The organism is Arthrobacter yangruifuii (assembly GCF_009192775.1).
Taxonomy (GTDB): Bacteria; Actinomycetota; Actinomycetes; order Actinomycetales; family Micrococcaceae; genus Arthrobacter_B; species Arthrobacter_B yangruifuii.
The window spans coordinates 676083-701464 of record NZ_VTFX01000005.1; the positions used below are offsets into that span (position 1 = coordinate 676083).

The 25382-nt window shown below is 67.5% G+C and carries 26 protein-coding genes; 20 read left to right on the forward strand and 6 right to left on the reverse strand.

The window, feature by feature from the left end; genetic code table 11:
• Positions 1 to 108: 108 nt before the first annotated feature.
• Both GD627_RS13930 and GD627_RS13935 read right to left on the reverse strand, forming a co-directional pair.
• Entirely contained in the window at positions 109 to 576 is a 468-nt protein-coding gene (locus tag GD627_RS13930; RefSeq protein ID WP_146363378.1) for a GNAT family N-acetyltransferase, read from the reverse strand.
• A 63-nt stretch (positions 577 to 639) separates the two neighbouring features.
• Positions 640 to 1269, reverse strand: a complete 630-nt coding sequence (locus GD627_RS13935; protein ID WP_152272973.1) for a TetR/AcrR family transcriptional regulator — start codon at positions 1267 to 1269, stop codon at positions 640 to 642.
• A gap of 144 nt (positions 1270 to 1413) precedes the next feature.
• On the opposite strand from GD627_RS13935, the gene GD627_RS13940 reads away from it, so the two are divergent.
• The 10 genes from GD627_RS13940 (at position 1414) to GD627_RS13985 (ending at position 12570) form a co-directional block, all read left to right on the forward strand.
• Positions 1414 to 3018 carry a carboxyl transferase domain-containing protein gene (locus GD627_RS13940; RefSeq protein ID WP_152272974.1) on the forward strand — a complete coding sequence of 535 codons (1605 nt, stop codon included), beginning with the start codon at positions 1414 to 1416 and terminating at the stop codon, positions 3016 to 3018.
• Positions 3019 to 3024: 6 nt separating this feature from the next.
• On the forward strand, positions 3025 to 5154 hold the full coding sequence (locus GD627_RS13945) for an ATP-binding protein (RefSeq protein WP_152272975.1): 2130 nt from the start codon (positions 3025 to 3027) through the stop codon (positions 5152 to 5154).
• Positions 5141 to 6304, forward strand: coding sequence for an acyl-CoA dehydrogenase family protein (locus GD627_RS13950; protein WP_152272976.1), 1164 nt, complete (start codon positions 5141 to 5143; stop codon positions 6302 to 6304). Before GD627_RS13945 ends, GD627_RS13950 begins: the two co-directional genes overlap by 14 nt.
• Before the next feature lie 38 nt (positions 6305 to 6342).
• Positions 6343 to 7128, forward strand: coding sequence for a CoA transferase subunit A (locus GD627_RS13955; protein ID WP_152272977.1), 786 nt, complete (start codon positions 6343 to 6345; stop codon positions 7126 to 7128).
• Between the two features lies 1 nt (position 7129).
• The gene (locus GD627_RS13960; protein WP_146363366.1) at positions 7130 to 7771 is read left to right on the forward strand and encodes a CoA transferase subunit B; all 642 of its coding nucleotides are present in this window, start codon (positions 7130 to 7132) and stop codon (positions 7769 to 7771) included.
• Positions 7772 to 7802: 31 nt separating this feature from the next.
• Complete coding sequence (locus GD627_RS13965) at positions 7803 to 8309, forward strand: MaoC family dehydratase (protein WP_146363756.1); 507 nt, start codon at positions 7803 to 7805, stop codon at positions 8307 to 8309.
• A 44-nt stretch (positions 8310 to 8353) separates the two neighbouring features.
• Complete coding sequence (locus tag GD627_RS13970; RefSeq protein WP_146363364.1) at positions 8354 to 9160, forward strand: HpcH/HpaI aldolase/citrate lyase family protein; 807 nt, start codon at positions 8354 to 8356, stop codon at positions 9158 to 9160.
• 68 nt (positions 9161 to 9228) lie between these two features.
• Positions 9229 to 9894: an NAD(P)H-binding protein gene (locus GD627_RS13975; RefSeq protein ID WP_152272978.1), complete on the forward strand. Its 666-nt coding sequence runs from the start codon at positions 9229 to 9231 to the stop codon at positions 9892 to 9894.
• A gap of 56 nt (positions 9895 to 9950) precedes the next feature.
• Positions 9951 to 11195: a 1-deoxy-D-xylulose-5-phosphate reductoisomerase gene (dxr, locus tag GD627_RS13980; RefSeq protein WP_152272979.1), complete on the forward strand. Its 1245-nt coding sequence runs from the start codon at positions 9951 to 9953 to the stop codon at positions 11193 to 11195.
• Positions 11196 to 11226: 31 nt separating this feature from the next.
• Positions 11227 to 12570: a M50 family metallopeptidase gene (locus GD627_RS13985; protein ID WP_152272980.1), complete on the forward strand. Its 1344-nt coding sequence runs from the start codon at positions 11227 to 11229 to the stop codon at positions 12568 to 12570.
• 465 nt (positions 12571 to 13035) lie between these two features.
• On the opposite strand, the gene GD627_RS13990 is transcribed toward GD627_RS13985, so the two are convergent.
• Positions 13036 to 13572, reverse strand: coding sequence for a hypothetical protein (locus tag GD627_RS13990; protein ID WP_152272981.1), 537 nt, complete (start codon positions 13570 to 13572; stop codon positions 13036 to 13038).
• On the reverse strand, positions 13565 to 13915 hold the full coding sequence (locus GD627_RS13995; RefSeq protein WP_152272982.1) for a PadR family transcriptional regulator: 351 nt from the start codon (positions 13913 to 13915) through the stop codon (positions 13565 to 13567). Before GD627_RS13995 ends, GD627_RS13990 begins: the two co-directional genes overlap by 8 nt.
• 149 nt (positions 13916 to 14064) lie before the next feature.
• On the opposite strand from GD627_RS13995, the gene GD627_RS14000 reads away from it, so the two are divergent.
• The 10 genes from GD627_RS14000 to GD627_RS14045 all read left to right on the forward strand — a co-directional run bounded on the left by GD627_RS14000 (position 14065) and on the right by GD627_RS14045 (position 23061).
• Positions 14065 to 14712 carry a MarR family transcriptional regulator gene (locus GD627_RS14000; protein WP_152272983.1) on the forward strand — a complete coding sequence of 216 codons (648 nt, stop codon included), beginning with the start codon at positions 14065 to 14067 and terminating at the stop codon, positions 14710 to 14712.
• Entirely contained in the window at positions 14712 to 15062 is a 351-nt protein-coding gene (locus tag GD627_RS14005; protein WP_152272984.1) for a hypothetical protein, read from the forward strand. Before GD627_RS14000 ends, GD627_RS14005 begins: the two co-directional genes overlap by 1 nt.
• A gap of 49 nt (positions 15063 to 15111) precedes the next feature.
• Complete coding sequence (locus GD627_RS14010) at positions 15112 to 15402, forward strand: YciI family protein (RefSeq protein ID WP_152272985.1); 291 nt, start codon at positions 15112 to 15114, stop codon at positions 15400 to 15402.
• A 139-nt stretch (positions 15403 to 15541) separates the two neighbouring features.
• On the forward strand, positions 15542 to 16708 hold the full coding sequence (ispG, locus tag GD627_RS14015; RefSeq protein WP_146363344.1) for a flavodoxin-dependent (E)-4-hydroxy-3-methylbut-2-enyl-diphosphate synthase: 1167 nt from the start codon (positions 15542 to 15544) through the stop codon (positions 16706 to 16708).
• Positions 16683 to 17567, forward strand: coding sequence for a GNAT family N-acetyltransferase (locus GD627_RS14020; protein WP_343032399.1), 885 nt, complete (start codon positions 16683 to 16685; stop codon positions 17565 to 17567). The genes ispG and GD627_RS14020 overlap by 26 nt, the downstream gene beginning before the upstream one ends.
• A 208-nt stretch (positions 17568 to 17775) precedes the next feature.
• Positions 17776 to 18639, forward strand: coding sequence for a hypothetical protein (locus tag GD627_RS14025; RefSeq protein ID WP_152272986.1), 864 nt, complete (start codon positions 17776 to 17778; stop codon positions 18637 to 18639).
• Between the two features lie 125 nt (positions 18640 to 18764).
• Positions 18765 to 19475 carry a hypothetical protein gene (locus GD627_RS14030; protein ID WP_152272987.1) on the forward strand — a complete coding sequence of 237 codons (711 nt, stop codon included), beginning with the start codon at positions 18765 to 18767 and terminating at the stop codon, positions 19473 to 19475.
• A gap of 95 nt (positions 19476 to 19570) precedes the next feature.
• Positions 19571 to 20293 carry a hypothetical protein gene (locus GD627_RS14035; RefSeq protein ID WP_152272988.1) on the forward strand — a complete coding sequence of 241 codons (723 nt, stop codon included), beginning with the start codon at positions 19571 to 19573 and terminating at the stop codon, positions 20291 to 20293.
• A 164-nt stretch (positions 20294 to 20457) separates the two neighbouring features.
• On the forward strand, positions 20458 to 22257 hold the full coding sequence (locus GD627_RS14040) for a proline--tRNA ligase (RefSeq protein WP_152272989.1): 1800 nt from the start codon (positions 20458 to 20460) through the stop codon (positions 22255 to 22257).
• Positions 22258 to 22263: 6 nt separating this feature from the next.
• Positions 22264 to 23061, forward strand: coding sequence for a sulfite exporter TauE/SafE family protein (locus tag GD627_RS14045; RefSeq protein ID WP_152272990.1), 798 nt, complete (start codon positions 22264 to 22266; stop codon positions 23059 to 23061).
• Here the strand turns inward: GD627_RS14045 and GD627_RS14050 are convergent.
• Together GD627_RS14050 and GD627_RS14055 are read right to left on the reverse strand one after the other, a co-directional pair.
• Positions 23058 to 24044, reverse strand: coding sequence for an aminoglycoside phosphotransferase family protein (locus tag GD627_RS14050; protein ID WP_152272991.1), 987 nt, complete (start codon positions 24042 to 24044; stop codon positions 23058 to 23060). The two genes, GD627_RS14045 and GD627_RS14050, sit on opposite strands and share 4 nt — an antisense overlap.
• Before the next feature lie 67 nt (positions 24045 to 24111).
• On the reverse strand, positions 24112 to 25344 hold the full coding sequence (locus GD627_RS14055) for a DUF4439 domain-containing protein (RefSeq protein WP_194266060.1): 1233 nt from the start codon (positions 25342 to 25344) through the stop codon (positions 24112 to 24114).
• Between the last annotated feature and the right edge of the window lie 38 nt (positions 25345 to 25382).

The following is a 25382-nucleotide window of genomic DNA, read 5'->3' on the forward strand; positions in this document are numbered from 1 at the left end:
ACGGGACGGATACACAGCCCGGCACACACAGCCCGGCACACGAAGGGCCGCCCCGGAGACATCCGGGGCGGCCCTTTCAGGTGCAGCGCCTGGTCGGCTGCCGGGAAGCTAGCTCAGCTCGAGTTCCAGTTCCTTCACCACGGCACCGCGGGCATTGGCGAAGCCCTGCGTTTCGCCGATGACCGTGAAGCCGTACTTCTCCAGGATGCGGATCGAACTGACATTGTCCGCCACGGCGCGTGCGCGGATGGGCCGCTCGCCGAATTCTTCGAGGAAGAGCCCCACGGCAGCGCTGGTGATGCCCTGCCCCCAGCGCGCCTTGTCGATCCAGTAGCTGATCTCCGGGATATCGCCGTCCCGGTAGGCCAGGATGCTTCCCGCCACCTTTCCGTCGGCCACAATGGTGCGCACCGTGACCGTCGGATCATTCAGGATGCTCTGCCAGTGATGGTCGAAGACACCGCGGTCTGCTGGATTCTTGGCACTGAACGCAGCCATATGGTTGGCGCTCGGGTCCAGCTGGTGGGAGAAAAACTCCTCCAGATCGGCGGGAACTACGTCACGAAGCTCAATCACGGCAGGTCTTTCTGCTCGGGGGTGGAGTGTGGCCCGGCGGCAGGAACCGGCGGACGGATAAGTTTACCGGGCGGTTAGTGCCGCCCACGCCATTCTATCGAGCAGCGTACGCAGGCTTGCCGTCTCGGGGCCGCTGATGCGGCCGTGGACGGTATGGGAGGTGGAATTGATCAGGCCGAAGACCCCCTGCGCCCGGTGGCGCAGGGACGGAAGGTCGGACCCGGGATGCAGGGCGGCAAGGGCCTCCACCCAGACCTCCACGTACTGGCGCTGCAGGGAGCGTACCCGCCGGGCGTCGTTTTCCGGCAAGCTGCCCAGGTCCCGGTCCTGGACCCGGATCACGTCCGGCTGCCGGAGCGCGAAGTCCACCTGGAATTCGACCAGGCCCCGCAGGGCCTCTTCCGGAGTCTCGGACCCGGAGGCCACAGCCTGTCCGCCTTCCAGCAGATCCTCGCTGACACCGATCAGGAGGGCGGAAAGCACGGCCGGCTTACCGCTGAAATGCCGGTAGACAGCCGGTCCGCTGACCCCGGCAGCCGCGCCCAGGTCCTCAATGGAAACCCCGTTGTAGCCGCGCTCGGCGAACAGGGAGGCAGCGGCGTCGAGCATCACCGCCCGGCGGGACGCCTTGGCCAGGCTGCGTCCCGTCAACCGCTCCGCTTCCGGAACGGCGTCGTTCTTTGCTGCGGCCATTCCCGCCCCTCCCGATTGGATTGTGCCGATATTTCCATTGTGGTGGACAGTTCGGTTAATAACCAATAACCTGACTTGGGTTAGGGCTTATTAACCCAGCTTTGTACCGGGGCCACCCCTCGCACCTGAAGCAGAGAGACGTCAATGGAGACACTGAAATCCGGGCTGGATACGGCCTCGGCTGCGTTTGCACAAAACACGGAGGCACAGCGGGCGCTGGCCAGGGAACTGCGCGGGCGGCTGGCGGAAGCCGCCGTCGGCGGCCCGCTGCGCTCCCGCGAGCGGCATACCGCCCGCGGAAAGCTGCTGCCGCGCGAACGCGTCAGCAGGCTCCTGGACGAGGGCAGCCCGTTCCTCGAGGTGGCTCCGCTGGCCGCAGAAGGAATGTACGACGGCGAGTGTCCCGGAGCGGGACTGATCGCCGGCATCGGCCTGGTGCAGGGGCGGCAGGTGATGGTTCTGTCCAACGACGCCACGGTCAAGGGCGGCACCTACTATCCAATGACCGTCAAAAAGCACCTGCGGGCCCAGGAAATTGCCCTGGAGAACCGGCTGCCGTGCATTTACCTGGTGGATTCCGGCGGAGCTTTCCTGCCCCGCCAGGACGAGGTTTTCCCCGACCGGGAGCATTTCGGCCGGATCTTCTTCAACCAGGCGCAGATGTCGGCCCGGAAGATCCCGCAGATCGCCGCCGTTCTCGGCTCCTGCACCGCCGGCGGCGCCTATGTTCCGGCCATGAGCGATGAGACCGTCATTGTGCGCAACCAGGGCACGATCTTCCTGGGCGGCCCGCCGCTGGTCAAGGCAGCCATCGGCGAGATCGTGACAGCGGAGGAGCTGGGCGGCGGCGACGTGCATTCGCGCACCAGCGGGGTCACGGACCACCTGGCCGAAAACGACGCCCATGCCCTGGAAATAGTCCGCAGCATCGTGGAGACCTTCCCGCAGCAGGAACCCGCGGGAGACATTGCCGAAACACGGGCCCCCGCCGAAGATCCGGAAGAGATCTACGGCGTGGTCCCCACCGACCTGCAGACCCCCTACGACGTCCGCGAACTTATTGCCCGCCTGGTGGACGCCAGCGAGTTCCACGAGTTCAAGAAGGAATACGGCACCACCCTGGTCACCGGCTTTGCCCGGCTGCACGGGCACCGGATCGGCATTGTGGCCAACAACGGCGTGCTGTTCAGCGAATCCGCGCTCAAGGGGGCGCACTTTATTGAATTGTGTGACCAGCGCGGCATTCCGCTGGTATTCCTGCAGAACATTTCCGGATTCATGGTGGGCCGGGACTACGAGGCCGGCGGGATTGCCAAGAACGGCGCCAAGATGGTCACCGCGGTGGCCACGGCCCGGGTACCCAAACTCACCGTCGTGGTGGGCGGCTCCTTCGGCGCCGGCAACTACTCCATGTGCGGCCGGGCCTACTCGCCGCGCTTTATGTGGATGTGGCCCGCGGCCCGGATCTCGGTCATGGGCGGCAACCAGGCCTCCTCCGTGCTGGCCACGGTCAAACGGGACCAGATGGAAAGCCGCGGCGAGGAATGGGCCCCCGAGGACGAGGAGGCCTTCAAGGCCCCCATCCGCGAGACCTACGAAGCGCAGGGCAGCCCCTACTACTCCACCGCCCGGCTCTGGGACGACGGCATCATTGACCCCCTCGACACCCGCACCGTCCTGGGCCTGGCCCTGGACGTCTGCGCCAATGCACCCCTGCCGGAGACCTCCTTCGGCCTGTTCCGGATGTGAGCGACCATGACACCCTTTGATGCTCCGCTGTTTGACACCGTCCTGGTCGCCAACCGCGGCGAGATTGCCTGCCGCGTGATCCGCACCCTGCGCACACTCGGGATCCGTTCCGTGGCGGTCTACAGCGACGACGACGCCGGCGCCCGCCACGTGCGTGAAGCCGACCTAGCCGTCCGGCTCGGCCCGGCACCGGCCCGGCAAAGCTACCTGTCCGTGGACGCCGTGCTCGCCGCCTGCCGCAGCACCGGGGCGCAGGCCGTGCATCCCGGCTACGGTTTCCTCAGCGAAAACGCAGACTTCGCTGCAGCCCTGGCGGACGCCGGCATCACCTTCATCGGCCCGCCGGTCCGTTCCCTGGACCTGATGGGGGACAAGATCCGGGCCAAGAACCATGTGCAGGCCCACGGGGTGCCCGTGGTCCCGGGCATCGCCGAGCCGGGCCTCGACGACGCCCGGCTGGTGGCGGCCGCTGCCGGCGTCGGCTATCCGATCCTGATCAAGCCCTCCGCCGGCGGCGGCGGGAAAGGAATGCAGGCCGTCCAGGTGCCCGAGGACCTGCCGGCTGCGCTGCAGACGGCGCGGCGGGTGGCTGCCTCGGCCTTCGGTGACGACACCCTGTTCCTGGAACGGCTGGTCTCCTCGCCCCGGCATATCGAGGTGCAGATCCTCGCGGATATCCACGGGAACGTGGTTCACCTGGGGGAGCGGGAGTGTTCCCTGCAGCGCCGGCACCAGAAGGTCATCGAGGAAGCCCCCTCCGTACTGCTGGATCCGGCGACCCGTGAACGCATCGGCGAGGCGGCCTGCAACGCCGCCCGGTCAGTGGATTACACCGGCGCCGGAACCGTGGAGTTCCTGGTCTCGGACGCTGCTCCGGACGAATTCTTCTTTATGGAAATGAACACGCGCCTGCAGGTGGAACACCCGGTCACCGAAATGGTCACCGGCGTGGACCTGGTGGCGGAGCAGATCCGGATCGCCGCCGGGCATCCCCTGTCCTTCAAGCAGGAGGACGTCACCCTCACCGGGCATGCGGTGGAAGCCCGGATCTATGCGGAGGACCCCGCGCAGGACTTCCTGCCGACGTCGGGCTCGGTGCAGTGGCTGCAGGAACCGGCAGGCGAGGGCATCCGCGTGGACTCTTCCCTGCTGCCGGGCCTGGCGGTCTCCTCCAGCTATGACCCGATGCTGGCCAAGGTCATCGCCTGGGGCCCGGACCGTGCCGCCGCGCTGGCCCGCCTGGACACGGCACTGGCGGGCACCGCAGTGCTGGGCATCGGCACCAACGTGGAATACCTCCGCCTCCTGCTGGCCGATCCCGATGTCCGTGCCGGCCGGCTGGACACCACCCTGATCGAACGCCGGCTGCCCGGACTTTCGTTCCGGACTCCGCAGCCGCCCGAAATCGCTGCCGCCGCCCTGCTGCACCTGCAGGCACTGGCGGACCCGGAGTCGGGCTCGCCCTGGCGGCGGGCCGACGGCTGGCGGATCGGCGGCAGCGGAGCGGGTACCCGGGATGGAAGCACCGGAACACCGCTGCACCTGGTCTTCGCTGCCCCGGCATCCGGCGGCGGCGACGTCGAAGTGAGCGTCACCGGCACCGCAGCGCAGGCGAGGATCCGGATCGGCGAAACGGAACACCCAGCCGGGCTGGGTGCCGCCGCCGACGGACGCGTGAGTGTCCTCTTCGACGGGGTGCTGCATTCCTTCACGGCGGCCGTCGAACCGGTCACCGGCGCGTTCTGGCTGGCCGGAGGCAGCGCCGGGGCGCTGTTCACCGTGCGCCTGCGGCTGCGCAGCCGGAGCGAACAGCTGGACCGGCAACTGGCCTCGGCCGGCAGGGGCGCCGGCGACGCGGACCCGGTGGTCCGTTCGCCGATGCCCGGGACCGTGGTGGCCGTGGCCGTAGAGGACGGGGACCGGGTACTTGCCGGTGCACCGCTGCTCAGCGTGGAAGCCATGAAGATGGAACACCAGCTGCGCGCGCCGATGGACGGCATTGTCTCCCTCAGCCTCCGCCCCGGAGACCTGGTGAAAGCCGACCAGATCCTGGCCACCCTTACCCCGGACCCGGTGTCCGGCACTCTTCCCATCGAGCAGCACCAGAACCAAGGAGCAGACCATGCCCGACTTTGACCTCACCGAGGAATACCAGGACCTCTCGGACACGGTGCGGGACTTCGCCGACGAAGTCATCGCCCCGGTGTCCGCCCAGCACGACGCGGAGCACAGCTTCCCGTACAAGGTCATCGCCCAGATGGGGGAGATGGGACTGTTCGGGCTGCCCTTCCCGGAGCAGTACGGCGGCCAGGGCGGGGACTACTTTGCGCTGGCCCTCGCCCTGGAGCAGATTGCCCGGGTGGACCAGTCCGTGGCCATCACCCTGGAGGCCGGGGTTTCCCTCGGGGCCATGCCCGTGTACCGGTTCGGCAACGAGGAGCAGAAGCAGCAGTGGCTGCCCCTGCTGGCCAGCGGCGAGGCGCTCGCAGGGTTCGGCCTGACCGAAAGCGAAGCGGGCTCGGACGCCGGCGGCACCAAGACCACCGCCGTCCTCGAGAACGGGCAGTGGGTCATTAACGGCAGCAAGGAATTCATCACCAACTCCGGTACGGACATCACCCGCCTGGTGACGGTCACCGCCGTCACCGACACGGTGACCGAGCCGGACGGCACCTTCCGGAAAAAGATCTCCACCATCCTCGTCCCCACCGACACCCCCGGTTTCACCGCCGAAAAACCGTACAACAAGGTGGGCTGGAATGCCTCGGACACGCATCCGCTGACCCTGACCGACGTCCGGGTTCCGGAGGCGAACCTGCTGGGAGACCGGGGACGGGGTTTCGCGAACTTCCTGCAGATCCTGGATGAGGGCCGCATCGCCATTGCTGCGCTTGCCACCGGTGCCGCGCAGGGCTGCGTGGATGAATCCCTGCGGTACGCCAAGGAACGGCAGGCCTTCGGGGCAGCCATCGGCACCTACCAGTCCATCTCCTTCAAGATCGCCCGGATGCAGGCCCGCGCGCACACGGCCCGCCTGGCCTACTACGACGCCGCCTCCCGCATGCTCGCCGGGCGCCCGTTCAAGACGCAGGCCGCGATTGCCAAAATGGTGGCCGGTGAAGCCGCCATGGACAACGCCCGCGATGCCACGCAGATCTTCGGAGGGTACGGCTTCATCAACGACTTCCCCGTGGCCCGGCACTACCGGGATTCCAAGATCCTCGAAATCGGCGAGGGAACTACTGAGGTGCAGTTGATGCTCATTGCCCGCAGTATGGGCCTGTAAGAACCGATGATGCCGTCTGAATCCGAACGGAGAACCCCATGATCAACAAGGTGTACCCCGGTGCGGCCGAGGCCGTGGCCGACATTCCCGACGGCGCTTCCCTGGCCGTGGGCGGCTTCGGGCTCTGCGGCATTCCCGTGGCGCTGATCGATGCGCTGCATGAGCAGGGCACCACGGACCTGGAAACGGTCAGCAACAACTGCGGCGTGGATGACTGGGGGCTCGGCCGTCTCCTGGCGGACCACCGGATCCGCCGCACCACCAGCTCCTACGTGGGTGAGAACAAGGAATTTGCCCGCCAGTTCCTCTCCGGGGAGCTGGAAGTGGTGCTGACCCCGCAGGGCACCCTCGCCGAGAAGCTGCGCGCCGGGGGCGCCGGAATCCCCGCCTTCTACACCCCGGCCGGGGTGGGCACCCAGGTGTCCGAAGGCGGGCTTCCGCAGAAGTACGACGCCGAGGGTGGCGTGGCGCTGGCCTCCGAGGCCAAGGAGATCCGCAGCTTCTCCGGCGCGGACTATGTGCTGGAGGAATCCCTCACCCCCGACTTCGCCCTGGTCCATGCGGCGAAAGGGGACCGGCACGGAAACCTGGTCTTCCACGCCACCGCCATGAACTTCAACCCGCTCTGCGCCATGGCCGGGCGGATCACCATTGCCGAGGTCGAGGAACTGGTGGAACCCGGTGAACTGGACCCGGAACACATCCACGTTCCGGGGATCTTTGTCCAGCGGGTGGTGCTGGCCTCCGACGGGGAGAAGCGGATTGAAAAGCGGACCGTTTCGGCCGCTGAAAGCAGAAGCACCAACGGAAGCAAGGAGTCCTGAGATGGCACTGTCCCGCCAGGAACTGGCCGCCCGGGTAGCCCGCGAGCTGCAGGACGGCCAATACGTGAACCTCGGCATCGGCATGCCCACGCTGATTCCCAACTACATCCCCGAGGGCGTGGAAGTGGTGCTGCATTCCGAGAACGGAATCCTCGGCGTCGGGCCGTATCCCACCGAGGACCAGCTGGACCCGGACCTGATCAACGCCGGCAAGGAAACCGTCACCGTGAACAGCGGCGCGTCCTTCTTTGACTCCGGCGCCTCCTTCGGCATGGTGCGGGGCGGGCATGTGGACGTAGCGGTGCTGGGCGCCATGGAAGTGGCGTCCAACGGCGACCTCGCCAACTGGATGGTGCCCGGAAAGATGGTCAAGGGCATGGGCGGGGCCATGGACCTGGTCTTCGGCGCCAAGCGCGTGATTGTGATGATGGAGCATGTGGACCGGGCGGGTCGGCCCAAGATCGTGGCGGAATGCTCCCTGCCGCTGACCGGAAAGGGCTGCGTGGACCTGATTGTCACCGACCTGGCCGTCATCGAGGTGGGTCCGGAGGGCCTGCTCCTGCGCGAGACCGCCCCCGGCGTCAGCGTGGACGAGGTCCTGGCCGCCACCGGTGCGCCGCTGGAGGTGCTCCTTGACGTATGAGGAGCCCGGCGCCGGTACGGAGGAGCCGGCAATGGCGCCGCGGGTCATTGAGCAGCGCGGCCTCTGGTACGAGGAGTTCTCCCCGGGTGCCGTGTACCGGCACCGCCCCGGCCGCACCGTCACCGAAGCGGACAACGTCCTGTTCACTACCCTGACCATGAACACCCAGGGCCTGCACCTCGATGCCGCGTACAGCGAAGCCCAGCCCTTCGGGCAGCGGCTGGTGAACTCCATGTTCACCCTGGCCACCATGGTGGGCCAGTCGGTGGCCCAGCTGACGCAGGGCACACTGGTGGCGCAGCTGGGGTTGTCGGAGATTAGCTTTCCGCATCCCCTCTTCCACGGCGACACCCTCTATACCGAGACCGAGGTGGCGGACCTGAGGCTCTCCTCCTCCCGCCCGGGCCAGGGGATTGTGACGCTGGCCCATACCGGCAGGAACCAACACGGCGACGTCGTGGGGCGGTGCCGCCGCACCGCCCTGATGTGGACTGCCGAGGGTTACGCCGCGCAGGAGACAGGGACCGGGACGCGATAGGTTGGAGCGGCACCTAACCGCCAGACACCGAGGAGTTTTCAGCCATGACCACCTTCCCCATGGGACCAGCACTGCTTTTCTGCCCGGGGGACCGGCCGGAACGCTTCGGCAAGGCGGCGGAACGGGCGGACGCCGTCATCCTGGACTTGGAGGACGCCGTTGCACCCCGGGACAAGGACGCGGCACGGAAGAACCTCATCGCCGCTGACCTGGATCCCGAACGCACCATTGTCCGGGTCAACCCCCTCGGGACCGAGGACTTTGAGAGGGACCTGGCAGCGCTGCAGCAGACGCCCTACCGCACCGTGATGCTGGCCAAGGCGGAGGACGGCCCCGCCGTCGCCCGGGCGCTCGCCGGCTTCACCGTGGTGGCGCTGCTGGAAACCGCGCTGGGGGTGGTGCGGGCGGCGGAGATCGCCTCCACGGAGAACGTGGCAGCCCTGATGTGGGGGGCGGAAGACCTGCTGGCCTCCCTCGGCGGAGAATCCAGCCGCAGCCAGGACGGCACCTACCGCAGCGTGGCCGTGCAGGCGCGGTCCACGGTGCTGCTCGCCGCCGGCGCCTTCGGCAAGGGAGCCATTGACTCGATCTACGGCAACATCCCGGATATCGAGGGACTGGAGGCCGAGGCGCGCGACGCCGTGGCGTCCGGCTTCGCGGCCAAGGCCTGCATCCATCCCGGCCAGGTTGCAGCGGTGCGTGCCGCGTACATGCCGGACCCCGCCGACGTGACGTATGCGGAGCAGGTACTGGCCGAGGCAAAGCACCACGGGGGCGTGTTTAGCTTCCGCGGGCAGATGATCGACGGACCGCTCCTGAAGCAGGCCGAACAGACCCTCCGCCGCGCATAGGGCTGAAACCGGAACCGATTCCCGCGGCAGGGGAATCACCTGCCGGCGCAGGCCGCTACTCTGGCATCATGCGCATAGTCATAGCAGGAGCCCACGGAAGAATCGGCCGTCTCCTTGGACGCCTCCTGGCGGACGGCGGACATGATGTTGCGGGCCTGATCCGCAACCCCGACCAGGCGGCGGACCTGGAGGCGGACGGCGTGGCCCCCGTGGTGCTGGACCTGGAGAACAGCACCCTGGAAGACGTTGTCCAGGTGCTGACCGGTGCGGACGCGGCCGTGTTTGCCGCGGGCGCCGGCCCCGGAAGCGGCGCAGCCCGCAAGGACACCGTAGACCGTGCCGCCGCCGTGCTCCTGGCAGATGCCGCCGAGCAGGCGGGTGCCGGCCGGTTCCTGCAGGTCTCGTCCGGGGGACTGGATGCCGTGCGCGGCGGCGCCCGCCCCGAATCCATGGATGAGGTGATGTACGCCTACCTGGTGGCCAAGCTCGCCGCCGAAGAGGACCTGGCGGCCCGCAGCCAGCTGGACTGGACGATCATCCGCCCGGGCATCCTGACCAATGACGCCCCCACCGGCAAAGTGGAGCTGGCTCCGGACGTGGAACGGGCTGCCGTCCCGCGCGCCGATGTCGCCGCCGTACTGGCCGAGCTGCTGACCACCGGCAACGGAGTGCACCGGACCCTGGGCCTGATTTCCGGAAACACTCCGATTCCCGAGGCCGTGCAGGCACTCTAACGGGCATCGCAGGCCCGGAGACCGCGCCGAAGGCCCGGCTGCGGGATACTGGAGGCATGCAGACTTCCGAGCCGATCTCCTCTGACCACGACTACGTCCGTGCCCGCCGGCCCGGTTCGGACCACCTGCCCCGGCGCGTGATCCTGCTCGGCTCCACCGGGTCGATCGGTACGCAGGCCATCGACGTGGCGGACGCCGCGCCGGAGCGGTTCCGGATCGTGGCGCTGGCCGCGGGCGGTTCCCGCCTCGAGCTGCTGGCACGCCAGGCGGTGCACACCCGGGCCGAAGCAGTAGGCTGCGCCGCCGTGGACCTGCCCACCCTGCACCGGCACATCTCTGACGCTGCAGCCGCGGCGGGGGTTACCGGATATGCACCTGAACTTTTTGCCGGAAAGTCCGCGGCGACGGCTATCGCGGCCTGGACCGAAGCGGACGTCGTCCTCAACGGCATCACCGGTTCGATAGGCCTCGAACCCACACTGGCTGCCCTGGCCGCCGGACACCTGCTGGCCCTGGCGAACAAGGAATCCCTGATCGTGGGCGGGGAACTGGTCAAGCGCGCCGCTGCTCCCGGGCAGCTCGTTCCCGTGGACTCCGAACACTCGGCGCTGGCCCAGGCCCTGCGCTCCGGCACGCATGCCGAAGTGGACCGGCTGGTGGTGACGGCTTCCGGCGGACCGTTCCGGGGGCTCAAGCGCGCCGACCTGGCCGATGTCACGCCGGAGCAGGCCTTGGCGCACCCCACCTGGAACATGGGCCGGGTCATCACCACCAATTCGGCCAGCATGGTGAACAAGGCGCTCGAAGTCATCGAGGCGCACCTGCTCTTCGACATCCCGCTGGAGCGGATCGACGTCGTCGTCCATCCCCAGTCCATGGTGCACTCCATGGTGCAGTTCGTGGACGGCTCCACGCTGGCCCAGGTGTCCCCGCCGGACATGCGCCTGCCGATAGCGCTGGGGATGGGCTGGCCGCACCGCGTGCCTGGTGCCGCCCAGGCCTGCGACTGGACCCGTGCCACCGAGTGGACGTTCGAGCCGCTGGACGAGGAAGCATTCCCCGCCGTTGCCCTGGCCAAGCGGGCTGCTGCTGCCGGGGGTACTAACATGGCCGTCTACAACGCCGCCAACGAGGAGGCCGTGGACGCGTTCCATGACGGACTCATCCGATTCACAGACATCGTTGATACGATCGCCGCCGTACTTGACGAAGCACCGGACTCGGGGCCGCTCACGCTGGCATCGCTGGTGGCAGCGGAGGAGTGGGCACGTGCCGCCGCGCGCACGCGTTGTGGAAGATGACCAGTGGTGCAGTTGAAATGAAGGAAACCCGTTGACCATTCTGCTTTTCATCCTGGGTGTGCTGTTCGTGGCGATCGGCATTGCTGTCTCGATCGCCCTGCACGAGGTAGGCCATCTCCTGCCGGCCAAGGCGTTCAAGGTGCGGGTCACCCAGTACATGATCGGTTTTGGACCCACCGTCTTCTCCCGCACCCGGGGTGAGACCGAATACGGGTTCAAGGCACTGCCCCTGGGCGGTTACGTCTCCATGGTGGGCATGTTCCCGCCGAACAAGGAGGACGAGGGGGAGGTCCGCCGCTCCAGCACCGGCATGTTCCAGCAGCTCGCCACCGAGGCACGCCAGGCGGAAACCGACCGGCTGGTCGAAGGCGACGAGGACCGGGTCTTCTATAAGCTGCCCGTCTACAAACGCATCATCATCATGCTCGGCGGGCCGTTCATGAACCTGCTGATCGGCACGGTTCTTTTCGCCGTCCTGCTGATGGGCTTCGGCACGGCCCAGACCACCACCACGCTGGCCGAGGTCAACAAGTGCGTGATCACCGCCGAACAGCAGGCGGACACCGGCCAGACCGAATGTACGGAAGCCGATCCGGCTGCCCCCGCGTACGCGGCGGGCCTGCTGCCCGGAGACACCATCACCGTCTTTGACGGTAAGCAAGTGTCCTCCTGGGAGGAGCTCTCGGGCTGGATCCGGGAGGCCGCCGGACGCACCGTTCCACTGACCTACGAGCGCGACGGCGTCGAGCGGCAAACCAGCATCACCCCGCTGCTCACCGAACGCCCGGTGGTGGGCGACGACGGCGCGGCGCAGACCGACGACGACGGCAACTACGTCACCCGGGAGGTCGGCTTCATCGGTGTGGGCGCCGAACAGACTCTGGTACGCCAGTCCGCCGGTGCGGTGCTGCCTGCCGTGGGGGAGAACCTGGCCAACATTGCCGGCGTCGTAGTGAACCTGCCGCAGCGGCTCGTGGATGTTGCCCAGGCCGCTTTCTCCTCGGAACCGCGGGACCCCAACGGTCCCATGAGCGTAGTGGGTGTGGGCCGCATCGCCGGCGAAATCTCCTCGCAGGAAGTCATTCCGGCGGCGGACCGGGTGGCGTCGCTGGTCGGCCTGGTGGCGAGCGTCAACCTGGCGCTGTTTGTCTTCAACCTCATTCCGCTGCTGCCCCTGGACGGCGGCCACGTGGCCGGCGCCCTGTGGGAAGGGCTGCGCCGCCGCGTCGCGAAGTTGTTCCACCGTCCCGATCCGGGGCCGTTCGATATGGCTAAGATGCTGCCGGTCACCTACGCCGTCGCGGTGCTGCTCATGGGGATGGGCGCGCTGCTGATCTACGCGGACATCGTGAAGCCGGTCAGCCTGTTCAACTAGGGTTGCGGGGCTTCCGGTACTTCCGGTGCTGTGGTCCCGGGTGCTGGTACCGTTACGGTGCCCGGAACGGCGGCAACGAAATCCCTTGCTCGCAGAGCTCGCCGGGATATTAAAGCCGCCTTATCCGGGCACCTTGCACGGGATGCAACTACCTTCACTACGGGGATGCCGGCACGGTACCGGCTGATCGTGGGGGTGCTGGGCTTCCCGGCCGGCACCCGCGGCCCGGATGCTCGGGCAGGGGAAACGGCGCAGGGTCCCACCGAATGGGACAGGTGCGCACTCCTGGGGTCACATGCGCCACAGCAGCACCGCATCGTGGGATGCTGTGCTGCGCGGGGGCCGGCAATCCACACGGCTGCAACAGGAAGTGAACCCATATCTGGGTGCAATCTGATGTGCATACGCGCACATCGTGAAGCCGGTCAGCCTGTTCAACCAGGGCGGATACCTGGCGTGCCCGGGCTACGGCCGGGTCTGGGTGACCCGCCAGACACGGGCGCCCAGCAGGAAGGCCGTCAGGACGACGGCGGCTGGCACGACGAGCCATGCCCACTCACTGGTCCACCCGATGCCGACCCGGTCGGGTCCGGAGAATGCCAGGACATCGACGAAGAACAAGCGGCCGTGGGCCTCCGATAGGTCCGTTGACTCGACGGCAGCGAGCATTCCGAAGGTGAACGCCAGGAACACCATCCAGTAGACCAGCAGTGCCGCACCGGCAGTGACGGCTCCCATGGACCACAGGGGGCGCCGCGCACCGTCCTCGGCGTACTGCCGTGCCAGGAAAGCCGGGGACCCAAGATCATCGAGCGCCGTTTCTGCGTCCCTGGGGTCGCCGGCCAGCGCCTGGCGCACTTCGCGGACGATCGCCCTGCGTTCCCTGCCCGGCACCACTCCTTCGAGGTGAAAGTCAAAGCGCAGGAGGTAGGTTTCCGTCCGCCATCGGTCCGGCAGGGAACGCCGCGGCGGTGCCGCGGACGGCAGGCTGCTGTTAATCATTTTGACCGTGCTCCTTTGTGAGGGCCTGCTGGACCACGGCGGACACAAGGTGCCATTGTCCTTCGGCAGAGACCTTGGCAGCCTCTCCGCTTACCGTGAGTGCAAAGTATTTCCTTGGCGGCCCGCTCGAGGAGGCAACCATCCTGGTGCTGACGAGGCCGTCCCGCTCAAAACGGTTCAGCAGCGGATAGATAAGTCCGGTGGTCACTTCCAGCCCGTAGTCCGCCAGCCGTTCAATGAGCTGGTAGCCGTACGATTCCTCCCTGCCGATCAGGGTCAGGGTCAGCAGGGGAAGGGCAGCGCGGACGAGCTGGGCGTCTTGCTGTGCCTGAATTCTCGTCATAGTAGTAATGAAACATGAATACCGGCGCATGGCTAGGGGTCTGCGGCACCCGGTTTCTCCGGGTTCTGTGGTTCACCGTCGGTTGGTTGCAATTCGAGATGCATCCAATATCGGTTGCAAATCAGTTTACAAACCCTTACGGTTGCAAAATGTTTGTCCTCACCATCGATCAGCGCAACAGCCAAGGCAGTGGAGATAAGGTTCCGGATCTTCTCCATGCCCTGGCGGACCTGCCCATGGTGCTGGCGTTCGAACGGTCAGTGGGTGATGAAATCCAGGGCGTCTGCGCCTCCGCCCACACCGCCGTCGATGCTGCCCTCCGCGTCCTGCGGGACGGCAACTGGTACGTGGGGATCGGCGTCGGCGACGTCCACGAACCCTTGCCGCGCAGCCCCCGCGAGGCAGGCGGGTCCGCTTTCGTTGCAGCACGCCAGGCCGTGGACCGGGCCAAAAAGACGGGGGACAGGCCGCCCGTTGCCGTAGCGGGTTCAGCCGGTGCGCCGGAGGCGGAGGCCGTCCTGGTCCTTCTCGGACGGCTGATCACTGAGCGGACCGACGCCGAATGGCGGATCCTGCAACACGTCGAACCCGGCAAATGGGGAACCCAGACCGAAGCTGCCCGTAAGCTCGTCATCAGTTCGCAGGCGGTCAGTAAGGCGGTTCGCCGGGCCGGCTGGCAGGAGGAATGGGCCGCCCGGCCTGCTGCGGCGGTACTGCTGGAGCGCGCGGAGAGCCTTGCCGCAGCGGCCGGGACGAACAGCGGGACGCACAGCGGAAATACGGAGGGGGATCGGTAGTGGCTTTCCTTTGGGTTGTGCTCGGACTGCTGGCGGCAGCGCTGCTCGGCTGGCCGGTGACCGCCGGTGTGCTTCGAATTGCGCGTGACGTGGGGAATCCGCCTCCGCCGCCGCCCGCCGTGCTCCGTGGCGGGCTGGCGATCGGCATACTGGAACGCCTCGCGGTGGCGGCATCAATCCTCGCCGACGAGCCGGTGGCAATTGCCTACGTCGTCGCCGTCAAAGGCCTGGGCCGGTATGCCGAGCTGAAGGAAACCCCCGCGGCCGCGGAGCGCTTCATCATCGGCACGCTCACGTCCATGCTGTGGGCAGCGGCGGTGGCGGTTCCCGTCCGGCTGTACCTGCTGTAGCCGTCAGCCTCTTACGGCCGTGGCCCGGGCATCACGTACGCTGGAGGGCATGAGTATTTTCGCAGTTGAGTATGTCTACGACGCCGATTCCGCCGAACTCCGCAACGAGCACCGTCCCGCGCACCGCCAGTGGCTGCAGCAGCTCGTGGACGAGGGCCATTGCCTTTCCGCTGGGGCGTTCGCCGACGGCGCGGGTGCGCTGCTCCTGTTCGTGGCCGAGGATGAAACCGGTTTGATCGCCCTGCTGAAGCAGGACCCGTTTGCCGCCGTAGGTGCCATCTCGGGCATGAAGACCACGGCATGGAAACCCGCCCTCGGAGCCTTCTCCGACCTCTCGTAGCCGGACGTTCTAAGCCCACAGTGATATTCGCCCGGCCCCGGCAGTCCCTGCCCGGGCCGGGGTGATAATAGGAAGGGCGCGTTTCTTTGGCGCGCGTTTCACAGCCTAATACCTGCCGTTTCGGCACATGGAGGACGTTTTGACCTCGGTCAACCTTGGAATGCCAGCCGCACCGCCGCCCACGCTTGCGCCGCGACGCAAAACCCGTCAGATCAAAGTGGGCTCCGTCGGAGTTGGCTCGGACTCGCCGATCAGCGTTCAGTCCATGACCACCACCCCCACCACGGACATCAACGGAACCCTGCAGCAGATCGCCGAACTGACGGCGTCGGGCTGCGATATTGTCCGGGTTGCCTGCCCGAGCGCCGACGACGCGGCCGCGCTGCCGATCATCGCGAAGAAGTCACAGATTCCCGTGATCGCGGACATCCACTTCCAGCCGAAGTATGTTTTCGCGGCTATCGACGCCGGCTGCGCAGCCGTTCGCGTGAATCCCGGAAATATCCGCAAATTCGATGACCAGGTCAAGCAGATTGCCAATGCTGCCAAGGACGCAGGCGTGTCCATCCGCATCGGTGTCAACGCCGGTTCCCTGGATCCGCGGCTGCTGGCCAAGTACGGCAAGGCCACTCCGGAGGCACTGGTGGAATCCGCGGTCTGGGAAGCGTCCCTCTTCGAGGAGCACGACTTCCATGATTTCAAGATCTCGGTCAAGCACAATGACCCGGTGGTCATGGTCCGCGCCTACGAACTGCTGGCCGAACGCGGCGACTGGCCGCTGCACCTGGGCGTGACCGAAGCCGGTCCCGCGTTCCAGGGCACCATCAAGTCCGCCACTGCCTTTGGCGCACTGCTGTCCAAGGGCATCGGGGACACCATCCGTGTCTCCCTCTCCGCCCCGCCGGTGGAGGAGGTCAAGGTGGGCAACCAGATCCTGCAGTCGCTGAACCTGCGTCCCCGCAAGCTCGAAATTGTGTCCTGCCCGTCCTGCGGCCGCGCCCAGGTGGATGTCTACACGCTGGCCGAACAGGTCACCGCAGGCCTGGAAGGCATGACCATCCCGCTGCGCGTTGCCGTGATGGGCTGCGTAGTAAACGGCCCCGGTGAAGCACGCGAAGCGGACCTGGGTGTAGCCTCCGGTAACGGCAAAGGCCAGATTTTTGTCAAGGGCGAGGTCATCAAGACCGTCCCCGAGGACCAGATTGTGGAGACCCTCATCGAAGAAGCGATGAGGATCGCAGAAGATATGGGAGAACCCGATGGCGAGGATGCTGGGACGGGTGGCCCCATGGTTACCGTCAGCTAAGTCCGATATCCGCAGCGCCGCCTCCAGTGCGGCGCTGCGGATCCTGGGTGACGGCGACACCGACGCACTCTGGGACCTGGCCGCCGCCGACCCGGTGGCCAACATTTTTATGCTCTCCCATCTGGAAGCCGCCCGGACTGCGGCGCCCACCTCGGCCGGCGGCCGGGTGATCGGAGTGTTCGACGGCGGCACCCTCACCGGCGCCTGCTGGGCCGGAGTGAATGTGGTCCCGGTTGGCCTCGACGCCGCTGCCGGCCCCGAGGTCGGGCGGTATCTTGCCCGGTCCCGCAGCCGCGTCTCCTCCATTTTCGGTCCCGCGGAGGCCGTGCTCTCCATCTGGTCCGAGCTCCGGGACGTTTCACCCAAGCCCTTCGACGTCCGGCCCGAACAGCCGCTGATGCAGATGGCCGGGCGCTCCACGGTCACCCCGGCGCCGGGCCTGCGTCCTGCCCGGGTAGATGAACTGGACGTGCTGCTCCCGGCCTGTACCGCCATGTTCGAGGAGGAAGTGGGCTACTCGCCCGTGTCCAACGGCGACAGGCACTACCGTCAGCGGGTCAAGGGCCTGATCGAGCGCCGCCAGTCGCTGGTGGATTTCGACGCCGCCGGACGCGTGGTGTTCAAAGCCGAACTCGGCACCGTCTCAGCGCAGGCGGTCCAGATCCAAGGGGTGTGGATGAACCCCGAATACCGCGGACAGGGGCTGAGCCGGTCCTACATGTCCGCCGTTGTGGCCGCCGCCCTGGACGTGGCTCCGCTCGTCAGCCTGTACGTCAACTCCTATAACGCGCCCGCCCGTGCCAGCTACGAGGCCGTCGGCTTCGAGCAGGTGGGCACCTTCGCCACCATCCTGTTCTAAGCCGTCCTGTCTGAGGCCATCCGGTCCGGCCCTACGCGTGCCGCGCCGGCACCCGCCGCCGCTTCGCCGGGAATGCCGTAGGCTCTGGGCACGCGCACAGGCACGGGGAGCACAGTGTGCTGCGGTCCGGCCGCCGCCGGATGCCCCTGTGCCGCTGCGAAGGAACGGACAGGAACCTGTCCGCCGACGTCGACGTTGGGGGATTCCCATGGCTATCTTCAGCACCGGGCCGAATGGTTCAGCGCGTCCATGTTCTGCACGGCTCCGTTCCGCACGGGCGGAGAGCGGGCACCTGCGGGCGGGAGCCATCGGCATCGGCCTGGCGCTGGCCGTGCTCCTTTCCGGGTGCGGGGGAGAGGACAAACCTGCCGGCGCGAACAGCACTGGCCCCACGCCGTCGGACTCCCCGCACGCGTCGAACTCCGCCCGGCCGTCGCCGTCGACCGCGGTCTCCCAGGGCACCGCCGCCGGGCAGGGAACCCGCAGCAGCGCGGAGCTGGCTGCCGCCCTGGAGGGGTTGAAAACCGACCTCAACATGAGCGGCACGGTAGTGGAGGAAGCGCAGCTGAAGGCATCCACGATGCAGAGTGCGGAAGCCCTCAAGGGCGTCGAATACACCCCCTGCAACCCCACCGAGGGCACGGACCCGACGAGGGCCGTACGCGAGGCCAGCATGGCCGCCATGGTGGTTCCCGGCAACGCACCGCGGGTACAGGACAGCATCTCCGTCCTGAGCTGGCCGGACGAGGAGCCGGTTGCGGACGAAATCGAGGCGAGCATACGGCAGCTGTCGGCCTGCCCCGAGTTCACTCTGACCGCCAACGGCCGGACGGTGTCCTCGGCCACGGAAGCGGTGGACATGCCGCCGCTCGGTGATGCTTCCCAGGCCTACGTCACCCGCCAAACCGTGGACGGCGCCACGCAGACGTCCCTGGTCCTGACGGCCTGGTCCGGGACGAATTCAGCGCAGATCACCCTTTATGAGGTGGATCCCCAGGAAAGCGTGCGTTGGGCCGCAGCCATCCTTGAAGCGGTACTGGACCGGATCGGGGCCGGCAGCGGTTTAGGGTGAGCAGGACCACACCGATAGGATGCTCAGTGAACTTCCTACCCGGGAGTCATGGCACCACTGCTGCCGGCAGGCTGACCGCCGCGGCCGCGGCGGAGCCCAGCGGATTATTCATATTTGGGGGACTAGTGAAGAACAGCATCAAGGCAGGCGCCCTGTTGGTAGCCGGCGTTATTGCCCTGTCGGGCTGCGGCAGCTCGGAAGGAACGTCCGGCTCCGCGGAGGGAGAGACGTCCTCACCGACGCCCACCCTCGCCGTCGGCCAGAACCAGTATTCAGCGGATGAGCTCGAAGATGCGCTCAAGGCCGCCCGGGAGGACGGGGTGGTGACGGGCGACATCGAAAACGACGGGATGCTGCGGCCGCAGTTTGAGGAATCCTCCTACAAGGACCTCACCATCAAGCCCGAACAGTGCGCAGCCCTGCTTTCCTCCACCTTCGACCGGAAGATCCAGGACGGCAACCTCGCCTTCGGCGGGCTCAATGACTCCGACGTCGTGACACTGGTCAGCTATAAAGACGCCTCAGTCCTCGAGGAGCAGGTCGACGCCAGCGGACAGGCACTGACGGACTGCGCCGAATTCCAGATGGATAACGGCATGGGGCAGATCAACGCATCGCTGGAGAAGATTGACGCCTCCACCGAAGCGCCGGTCACCCAGGCGTACCGGACAACCATCGGCGCGATGGACTCGCAGGGCACCGCCGTCCACGTCATGGGCATCTCCGGCACCGTCCAGGTCAGCGCGACCCTGTTCGATCCGGCAGACGTTGACGGGGCGGTCGCAGACGGGGAAGAAGCCGTCAACGCGGTCCTCGCCGCGCTGGACAAGAAATAACCGGACGGAAGGCCCGCGGCACACAGAGGCAGACGGGCTGCCGTACCACCACTGCGTCTCACGAGAACTGCAGAACATCCAACACTGGGGGAACCATGAAGAACACCGTCAAAGCCGGCGCACTCCTCGTCGCAGGCGTCATCGCACTGTCGGGCTGCGGCAGCTCCGAGGGCGAGCAGGCACCCGCAGCTGCTGAAACCACGGCCGCGTCCGCCACGCCCACCCCGACTGCGGAAGCTCAGCAGTATTCCGCCGCCGACCTGGAAACTGCCCTTACCGCGGTCAGGGACGAACGCGGCATGACCGGACTGGTGGTCAATGACGCAAGCCTGCGGCCGCAGCTGGAGCGGACGGCGGACGCGCTCCAGAACATTGTCATCACGCCCGAGGTCTGCGGCGACCTGGTGACCAACAATCTGGCTGAGAAGGTCGACAGCGCCAACGTGGCAGTCATGCAGCTCAACCAGACCGATGCCGTGACCATCCTCAGCTATGAGGACGCCTCATTCATCGAGGGCCAGATCGAAAGCAACGCCAAACAGGTGGACCAGTGCGCGGAATTCCAGATGGAAGTCGACGGACAGGTGTCCTCGGCCACCGGCAAGACGGTTGAGGCGTCCACGGATGCCGAAACCACGGAAGCATACAGTTCGGTGGTGACGACGGGGGCCGAGGTGCTGGAGGGCTATCAGATCAGCGGTTTCTCGGGCACCACCAACATCAGCGTCAGCATGACCAACCCGGCGGACTCCGACGGGGCGGTTGCCGCTGCCGAGGAACTCATCAACGAGATTCTGGCGGAACTGGAAAAGAAGTAGCCCGCTACCGCCCGTACCCCGGGGCGGGGCCGGACCTGCAGCGCGGGTCCGGCCCCGCCGTCGTCGTACGCCCCTGTCCGGCATCCGGACCGGGGCGCGTTAGATTAGTAGGGAATACATTCCTTGCAGATGCAGCCGAGTGGCTGCAGAAACGGATTCCCAGCGTGGTCCTTCGACTTTCCACCCTTTTCCTGCGCACCCTGCGCGAAGACCCGGCCGACGCCGACGTCGCCAGCCACCGGCTCCTGGTCCGTGCCGGCTACATCCGCCGCGCCGCCCCGGGCATCTACTCCTGGCTGCCGCTGGGCCTGCGGGTGCTGGGCAAGGTGGAGAACATCATCCGTGAGGAAATGGCCGCCATTGGCGCGCAGGAAGTCCACTTCCCCGCACTGCTGCCGCGCGAGCCGTATGAAATCTCCAACCGCTGGACCGAATACGGCGAGAACCTGTTCCGCCTGCAGGACCGCAAGGGAGCGGACTACCTGCTGGCACCGACCCACGAGGAGATGTTCACCCTCCTGGTCAAGGATCTCTACAGCTCCTACAAGGACCTCCCGGTGTCCCTGTTCCAGATCCAGACCAAGTACCGTGACGAGGCGCGGCCGCGCGCCGGGCTGCTCCGCGGCCGCGAATTCATCATGAAGGATTCCTACTCCTTCGACATTGATGATGAAGGCCTGGACGCCAGCTATCAGGCGCACCGCGGCGCCTACCTGCGCATCTTCGAGCGCCTGGGCCTGGAAATCGTCGTCGTCTCGGCAGTATCCGGCGCCATGGGCGGGTCCAAGAGCGAGGAATTCCTGCACCCGATGGAGGTCGGCGAGGACACCTATGTGCGCTCGGCCGGAGGCTACGCCGCCAACGTCGAAGCCGTCACCACCGTGGTTCCCGCCGAGATCGACTACACCGGCGCACCTGATGCCCGCGTGGTGGACACTCCCGACACCCCGACCATCGACACCCTGGTCAACGACGTCAACGCCCGGTTCCCGCGCGAATCGGGCAGCTGGACTGCTGCAGACACCCTGAAGAACGTGGTGCTCGCCGTCACCCTGCCCACCGGGGAACGGCGGATCGTGGTGGTCGGCGTTCCGGGTGACCGCGCCGTCGACCTCAAGCGCATCGAAGCCAACATCAGCTCCCATGTGGGAATGGGCGGCGAGCTGGCAGTGGACGCCGCCACGGACGAGGACCTCAAGAAGCACCCCGGACTGGTCAAGGGTTACATCGGCCCGGGCCTGTCCGTGGAGGAACCCGTCCTGGGTGAGGAATCCGCCACCGGCCTGCTGTACCTGGTGGATCCCCGCGTGGTTTCCGGCACCAGCTGGATCACCGGCGCGAATGAGCCCGGCAAGCACGTCATCGGCCTCATCGCCGGCCGCGACTTCACCTGGGATGGAACCATCGAGGCCGTCGAGGTCCGCGAAGGCGACGAGGCCCCGGACGGATCCGGTCCGCTCGAGGCCGCCCGCGGCATCGAAATGGGCCACATCTTCCAGCTCGGCCGCAAGTACGCCGAAGCCCTGGGCCTGAAGGTCCTGGACAAGAACGGCAAGCTGGCCACCGTGACCATGGGCTCCTACGGCGTCGGCGTGACCCGCGCCGTTGCCGCCCTCGCCGAGTCACACCACGATGACAAGGGGATCATCTGGCCCCGCGCCGTCGCCCCGGCTGATGTCCACGTGGTTGCCACCGGCCGCGGCGCGGAGATTTTCGACGCCGCCGCACAGCTCTCGGGGGAACTTGAGGCTGCCGGACTGGAAGTCATCTATGACGACCGCCCCAAGGTCTCCCCGGGCGTGAAGTTCGGCGACGCCGAATTGATCGGTGTCCCCACCATCCTGGTGGTCGGCCGCGGCCTCGCGGACGGCGTCGTGGAAATCAAGGACCGCGCCACCGGTGTTGCCGAGAACGTACCCGTCGCCGAAGCGGTGGAGTACGTGCGCCGCGCCGTCCAGCAGTAACCTTCCATGGTCTCCGGTCTCGAGGATGTCACGCTTGCCACCATCGCGCTTGTGGTGGTGGCAGGCCTGGCCGCCGGCTGGGTGGATGCCGTCGTCGGCGGCGGGGGGCTGATCCAGCTTCCGGCTTTGCTCCTCGTGCCCGGGATCAGCCCGGTCCAGGCCCTGGCCACCAACAAAATGGGCTCTATCTTCGGTACCACCACCAGTGCCGTCACCTATTACCGGCGGGCCCATCCGGATCTACGCACGGCGCTGCCGATGGCCGTGATCGCGCTGGCGGGCAGCTTCGGCGGAGCCGTCATCGCGGCGTCGCTGCCGTCGTCGGTCTTCAAGCCGGTCATAGTGGTGGCCCTGGTGGCGGTGGCCGTGTTCACCGCCACCAAACCCACGGTCGGCGAGCTGACCCAGCTGCGCCACACCGGCCGCCGGCACTACGGCACGGCAGCGGGCATCGGCCTGGTGATCGGTTTCTATGACGGGCTGATCGGCCCCGGAACCGGCTCGTTCCTGATCATTGCCATGGTGACGCTGCTCGGCTACAACTTCCTTGCGGCCAGCGCCAAGGCCAAGATCGTCAACATGGCCACCAACCTCGGGGCCCTGGCCTTTTTCCTGCCGCACGGGTCGCTGCTCTGGGGACTGGGCCTGGTGCTCGGGTTCGCCAATATGATCGGCGGCTATCTCGGTGCCCGGATGGCCGTGAAACAGGGCAGCAAATTCATCCGCATCGTCTTCCTGGTGGTCGTTGCCGCACTGATCGTCAAGCTCGGCCACGACGTCTGGGTGGAGAACATCCGCGGCTAGGCTGCAGGCAGTTCCTCCACCGGCGGGATGCCCGGATGCCGCCGCCCGGTCAGCGCCGAGGCCACCCAGACGGACCGCTGAGCGTCCCCGTGCCGGCCAACACGCGCGTAGTCGAGCGCATTCGCCACCTCCCGCAGGATGCTCCAGTCCCGCGCCGCGTTCCGGTCCAGGTCCGCCGCAGTGCAGAGGGCGGTAAGCCGTGCGAGCAGGGATTCCTCCGGAGCGGCGGGGTCCAGATCCTCCAGACGGTTCCACAGCATCGGTGCCACCGCGTACTCGGCCTCCCCAAAGACCGCCTGCGGATCGATCGCCGCGTAGCCGCCGGGGACCCCGGGACGGGCCAGGATGTTGGCATAGTGCAGGTCCGCATGCACCAGAACGTCGCGGGCCGACCGCCGTCCCACCGCACCGCGGGTCTGGCAGACCTGAAGCGCCGCCTCCAGCAGCCACCGTTCAAACGGGCGCCCCAGCGCTTCCCACTCCGAAGGCAGTTCGTCCGAAAGCTGTTCGGCGTGCTCCGCCAGGGAGGGGACGGCCGCCCACTGGGGCGAGTCGGATTCGCGCAGGCTCAGCCTGCGGACCAGGGAGCCCCAGATCCGCACGGCGTCGGGCAGGTCCACGGTCAGCAGCGTGCGGTCCGGGTCCAGGCGTTCCAGGACCAGGCAGGTGCCCGCAGCGTCCCGGTCCAACAGCCGCACCGCAGCCCCGCCGTCCCACAGGGTCAGTGCCGCCGTCTCGGTGGCGGCCTCGGGATGGGGAAACGGGAATTTCAACACGGCCGGGGCCCGATCCGGAAAGCGGACCGGCAGCACCAAGGCTCCATGGCCGTGCCAGGGCGCCGCACCGGGAGGATCGGGCATGACCCCGAAGGCCGTCAGGCTGGCATCCACCAGCTCCGGCAGTCCGGCCAGCCAGGTACGCCCGCTGCGGGTGCCGAGATAGCGCCGGCGCAGGGCCTCGGGTACGACGACGGCGGGTGCCATGCACTTCTCCTAGGGGGTAGCAGTTACGGTTGCGGCGGCAGGCCGGTCCCGCCGGAACCGGCGGGGATCAGTTCCACGGCAGATCATCCGGGACGGCAGCAAGCCCGGGAGCCGCGGGGACGGTGTCCGCCTGCAGATACAGTTCGTTCGTGACGGCGGCCAGCCGGCCGATTGCCCAGCTGCGGAGCCCGCCTTCGGACAGCGCCACCAGGTCAGCGTAGACCGCCGGGAACTGCTGTTCCAGTGCGGGCAGGCCGGCGGCGGGGTCCTGCAGGAAAGCTGCCTCCAGGCGGTAGCCGGCAACGGGAGCCACGGCGGGCAGGCACAGGCCGGGCAGGTACGCGACGGCGTCCGCGCCCCGGGATTCATGCTCGGCAACGCGTGTTTGCCACTGAGTCCGCTCTGCTTCCGGGGGACGAACCTGCGCCAGGGCCACCTCGTACGCATAGGCGGTTCCGAACTCCGCATCGACTGCGGCCCTGAGGGCAGCGGCGGCATCCGGCGCGGCTGCGGGGAATTCTGCCGCTCCCGCACCGGTGCCGGAGGGTGCCGCCGCTGCGGAGCTCTGGGCGGGCTGGGTGCCAGGCTCGTCTCCCGGCTCGGCTCCCGGTACGGCACCGTCCGGGCATTCCGGTGAGTCGGCACCGGCGCCCGGAACGTTCCCGCCGGCGTCGGCCGCTGCGGTGCCGGGACCTCCCCGGTCAGCCGCGCCGGTCCCGCCGGCAGGACCGGACGGGTCCGGACCGGCAAGGGCGCCGCCACGTGCAGCCCAGACCTGCTGTGCCGCGCCGGCCGCGGCCAGCAGGCGCGCGGTGCCGGGATCCGCCCGCCACGCTGCGCGGAGGTTGACATCCGCAGATTCGGCCAGCTCCTGCAGATACTCCGGAGTCTGCGGATCTGCCGCGTCCGCGGTTCGCGCACCACCGCCTGCAGCCGCAGACGAACGCTGAGCCTGCCCGGTGTCAGCCAGGAGTGCCGCCTGGGTGCGCAGCCCCTCTGCCTGCTGCCGAAGCTCGGTCGCCAGGGGATCCTGCCCTTCGCCGGCCAGCGCCTGCGCCTCTGCGGCCAGGTTCCGGGCAGCTGCCCGCGCGTCGGCCAGAGCGGTCTCGGAGAAGGTGGGGGCGGGGTCCGAGGCGCCGGAGCTGCCGGCCACCAATCCGAAGCTGAGGACCACCGCTCCCAATGCGAGGAACAACACAAGGCGGCGCGCACGCGCTGCCAGACGCCCCCGCGGGCGGGCAGTCACGGGCCCGGATCCGGGATTGTTCGAAGGCGCGTCCACAACAATCGATGATGTCACGAACGTGCCCTGATCTGCATCGATGCCTCGGGGGGCCG

Excerpts from the sequence above, each read along its gene's own strand:
- GD627_RS13960 (WP_146363366.1), top strand. The coding sequence starts at position 7,130 with ATGGCACTGTCCCGCCAGGAACTGGCCGCCCGGGTAGCCCGCGAGCTG.
- GD627_RS13995 (WP_152272982.1), bottom strand. The coding sequence starts at position 13,915 with ATGACGAGAATTCAGGCACAGCAAGACGCCCAGCTCGTCCGCGCTGCC.
- GD627_RS13965 (WP_146363756.1), top strand. The coding sequence starts at position 7,803 with ATGGCGCCGCGGGTCATTGAGCAGCGCGGCCTCTGGTACGAGGAGTTC.
- GD627_RS14025 (WP_152272986.1), top strand. The coding sequence starts at position 17,776 with ATGGCTATCTTCAGCACCGGGCCGAATGGTTCAGCGCGTCCATGTTCT.
- GD627_RS13935 (WP_152272973.1), bottom strand. The coding sequence starts at position 1,269 with ATGGCCGCAGCAAAGAACGACGCCGTTCCGGAAGCGGAGCGGTTGACG.
- GD627_RS13970 (WP_146363364.1), top strand. The coding sequence starts at position 8,354 with ATGACCACCTTCCCCATGGGACCAGCACTGCTTTTCTGCCCGGGGGAC.
- GD627_RS14035 (WP_152272988.1), top strand. The coding sequence starts at position 19,571 with ATGAAGAACACCGTCAAAGCCGGCGCACTCCTCGTCGCAGGCGTCATC.
- GD627_RS13945 (WP_152272975.1), top strand. The coding sequence starts at position 3,025 with ATGACACCCTTTGATGCTCCGCTGTTTGACACCGTCCTGGTCGCCAAC.
- GD627_RS13955 (WP_152272977.1), top strand. The coding sequence starts at position 6,343 with ATGATCAACAAGGTGTACCCCGGTGCGGCCGAGGCCGTGGCCGACATT.
- GD627_RS13990 (WP_152272981.1), bottom strand. The coding sequence starts at position 13,572 with ATGATTAACAGCAGCCTGCCGTCCGCGGCACCGCCGCGGCGTTCCCTG.
- GD627_RS13950 (WP_152272976.1), top strand. The coding sequence starts at position 5,141 with ATGCCCGACTTTGACCTCACCGAGGAATACCAGGACCTCTCGGACACG.
- GD627_RS13975 (WP_152272978.1), top strand. The coding sequence starts at position 9,229 with ATGCGCATAGTCATAGCAGGAGCCCACGGAAGAATCGGCCGTCTCCTT.
- GD627_RS14045 (WP_152272990.1), top strand. The coding sequence starts at position 22,264 with ATGGTCTCCGGTCTCGAGGATGTCACGCTTGCCACCATCGCGCTTGTG.
- GD627_RS13940 (WP_152272974.1), top strand. The coding sequence starts at position 1,414 with ATGGAGACACTGAAATCCGGGCTGGATACGGCCTCGGCTGCGTTTGCA.
- dxr (WP_152272979.1), top strand. The coding sequence starts at position 9,951 with ATGCAGACTTCCGAGCCGATCTCCTCTGACCACGACTACGTCCGTGCC.
- GD627_RS14000 (WP_152272983.1), top strand. The coding sequence starts at position 14,065 with ATGTTTGTCCTCACCATCGATCAGCGCAACAGCCAAGGCAGTGGAGAT.
- GD627_RS14050 (WP_152272991.1), bottom strand. The coding sequence starts at position 24,044 with ATGGCACCCGCCGTCGTCGTACCCGAGGCCCTGCGCCGGCGCTATCTC.
- GD627_RS14010 (WP_152272985.1), top strand. The coding sequence starts at position 15,112 with ATGAGTATTTTCGCAGTTGAGTATGTCTACGACGCCGATTCCGCCGAA.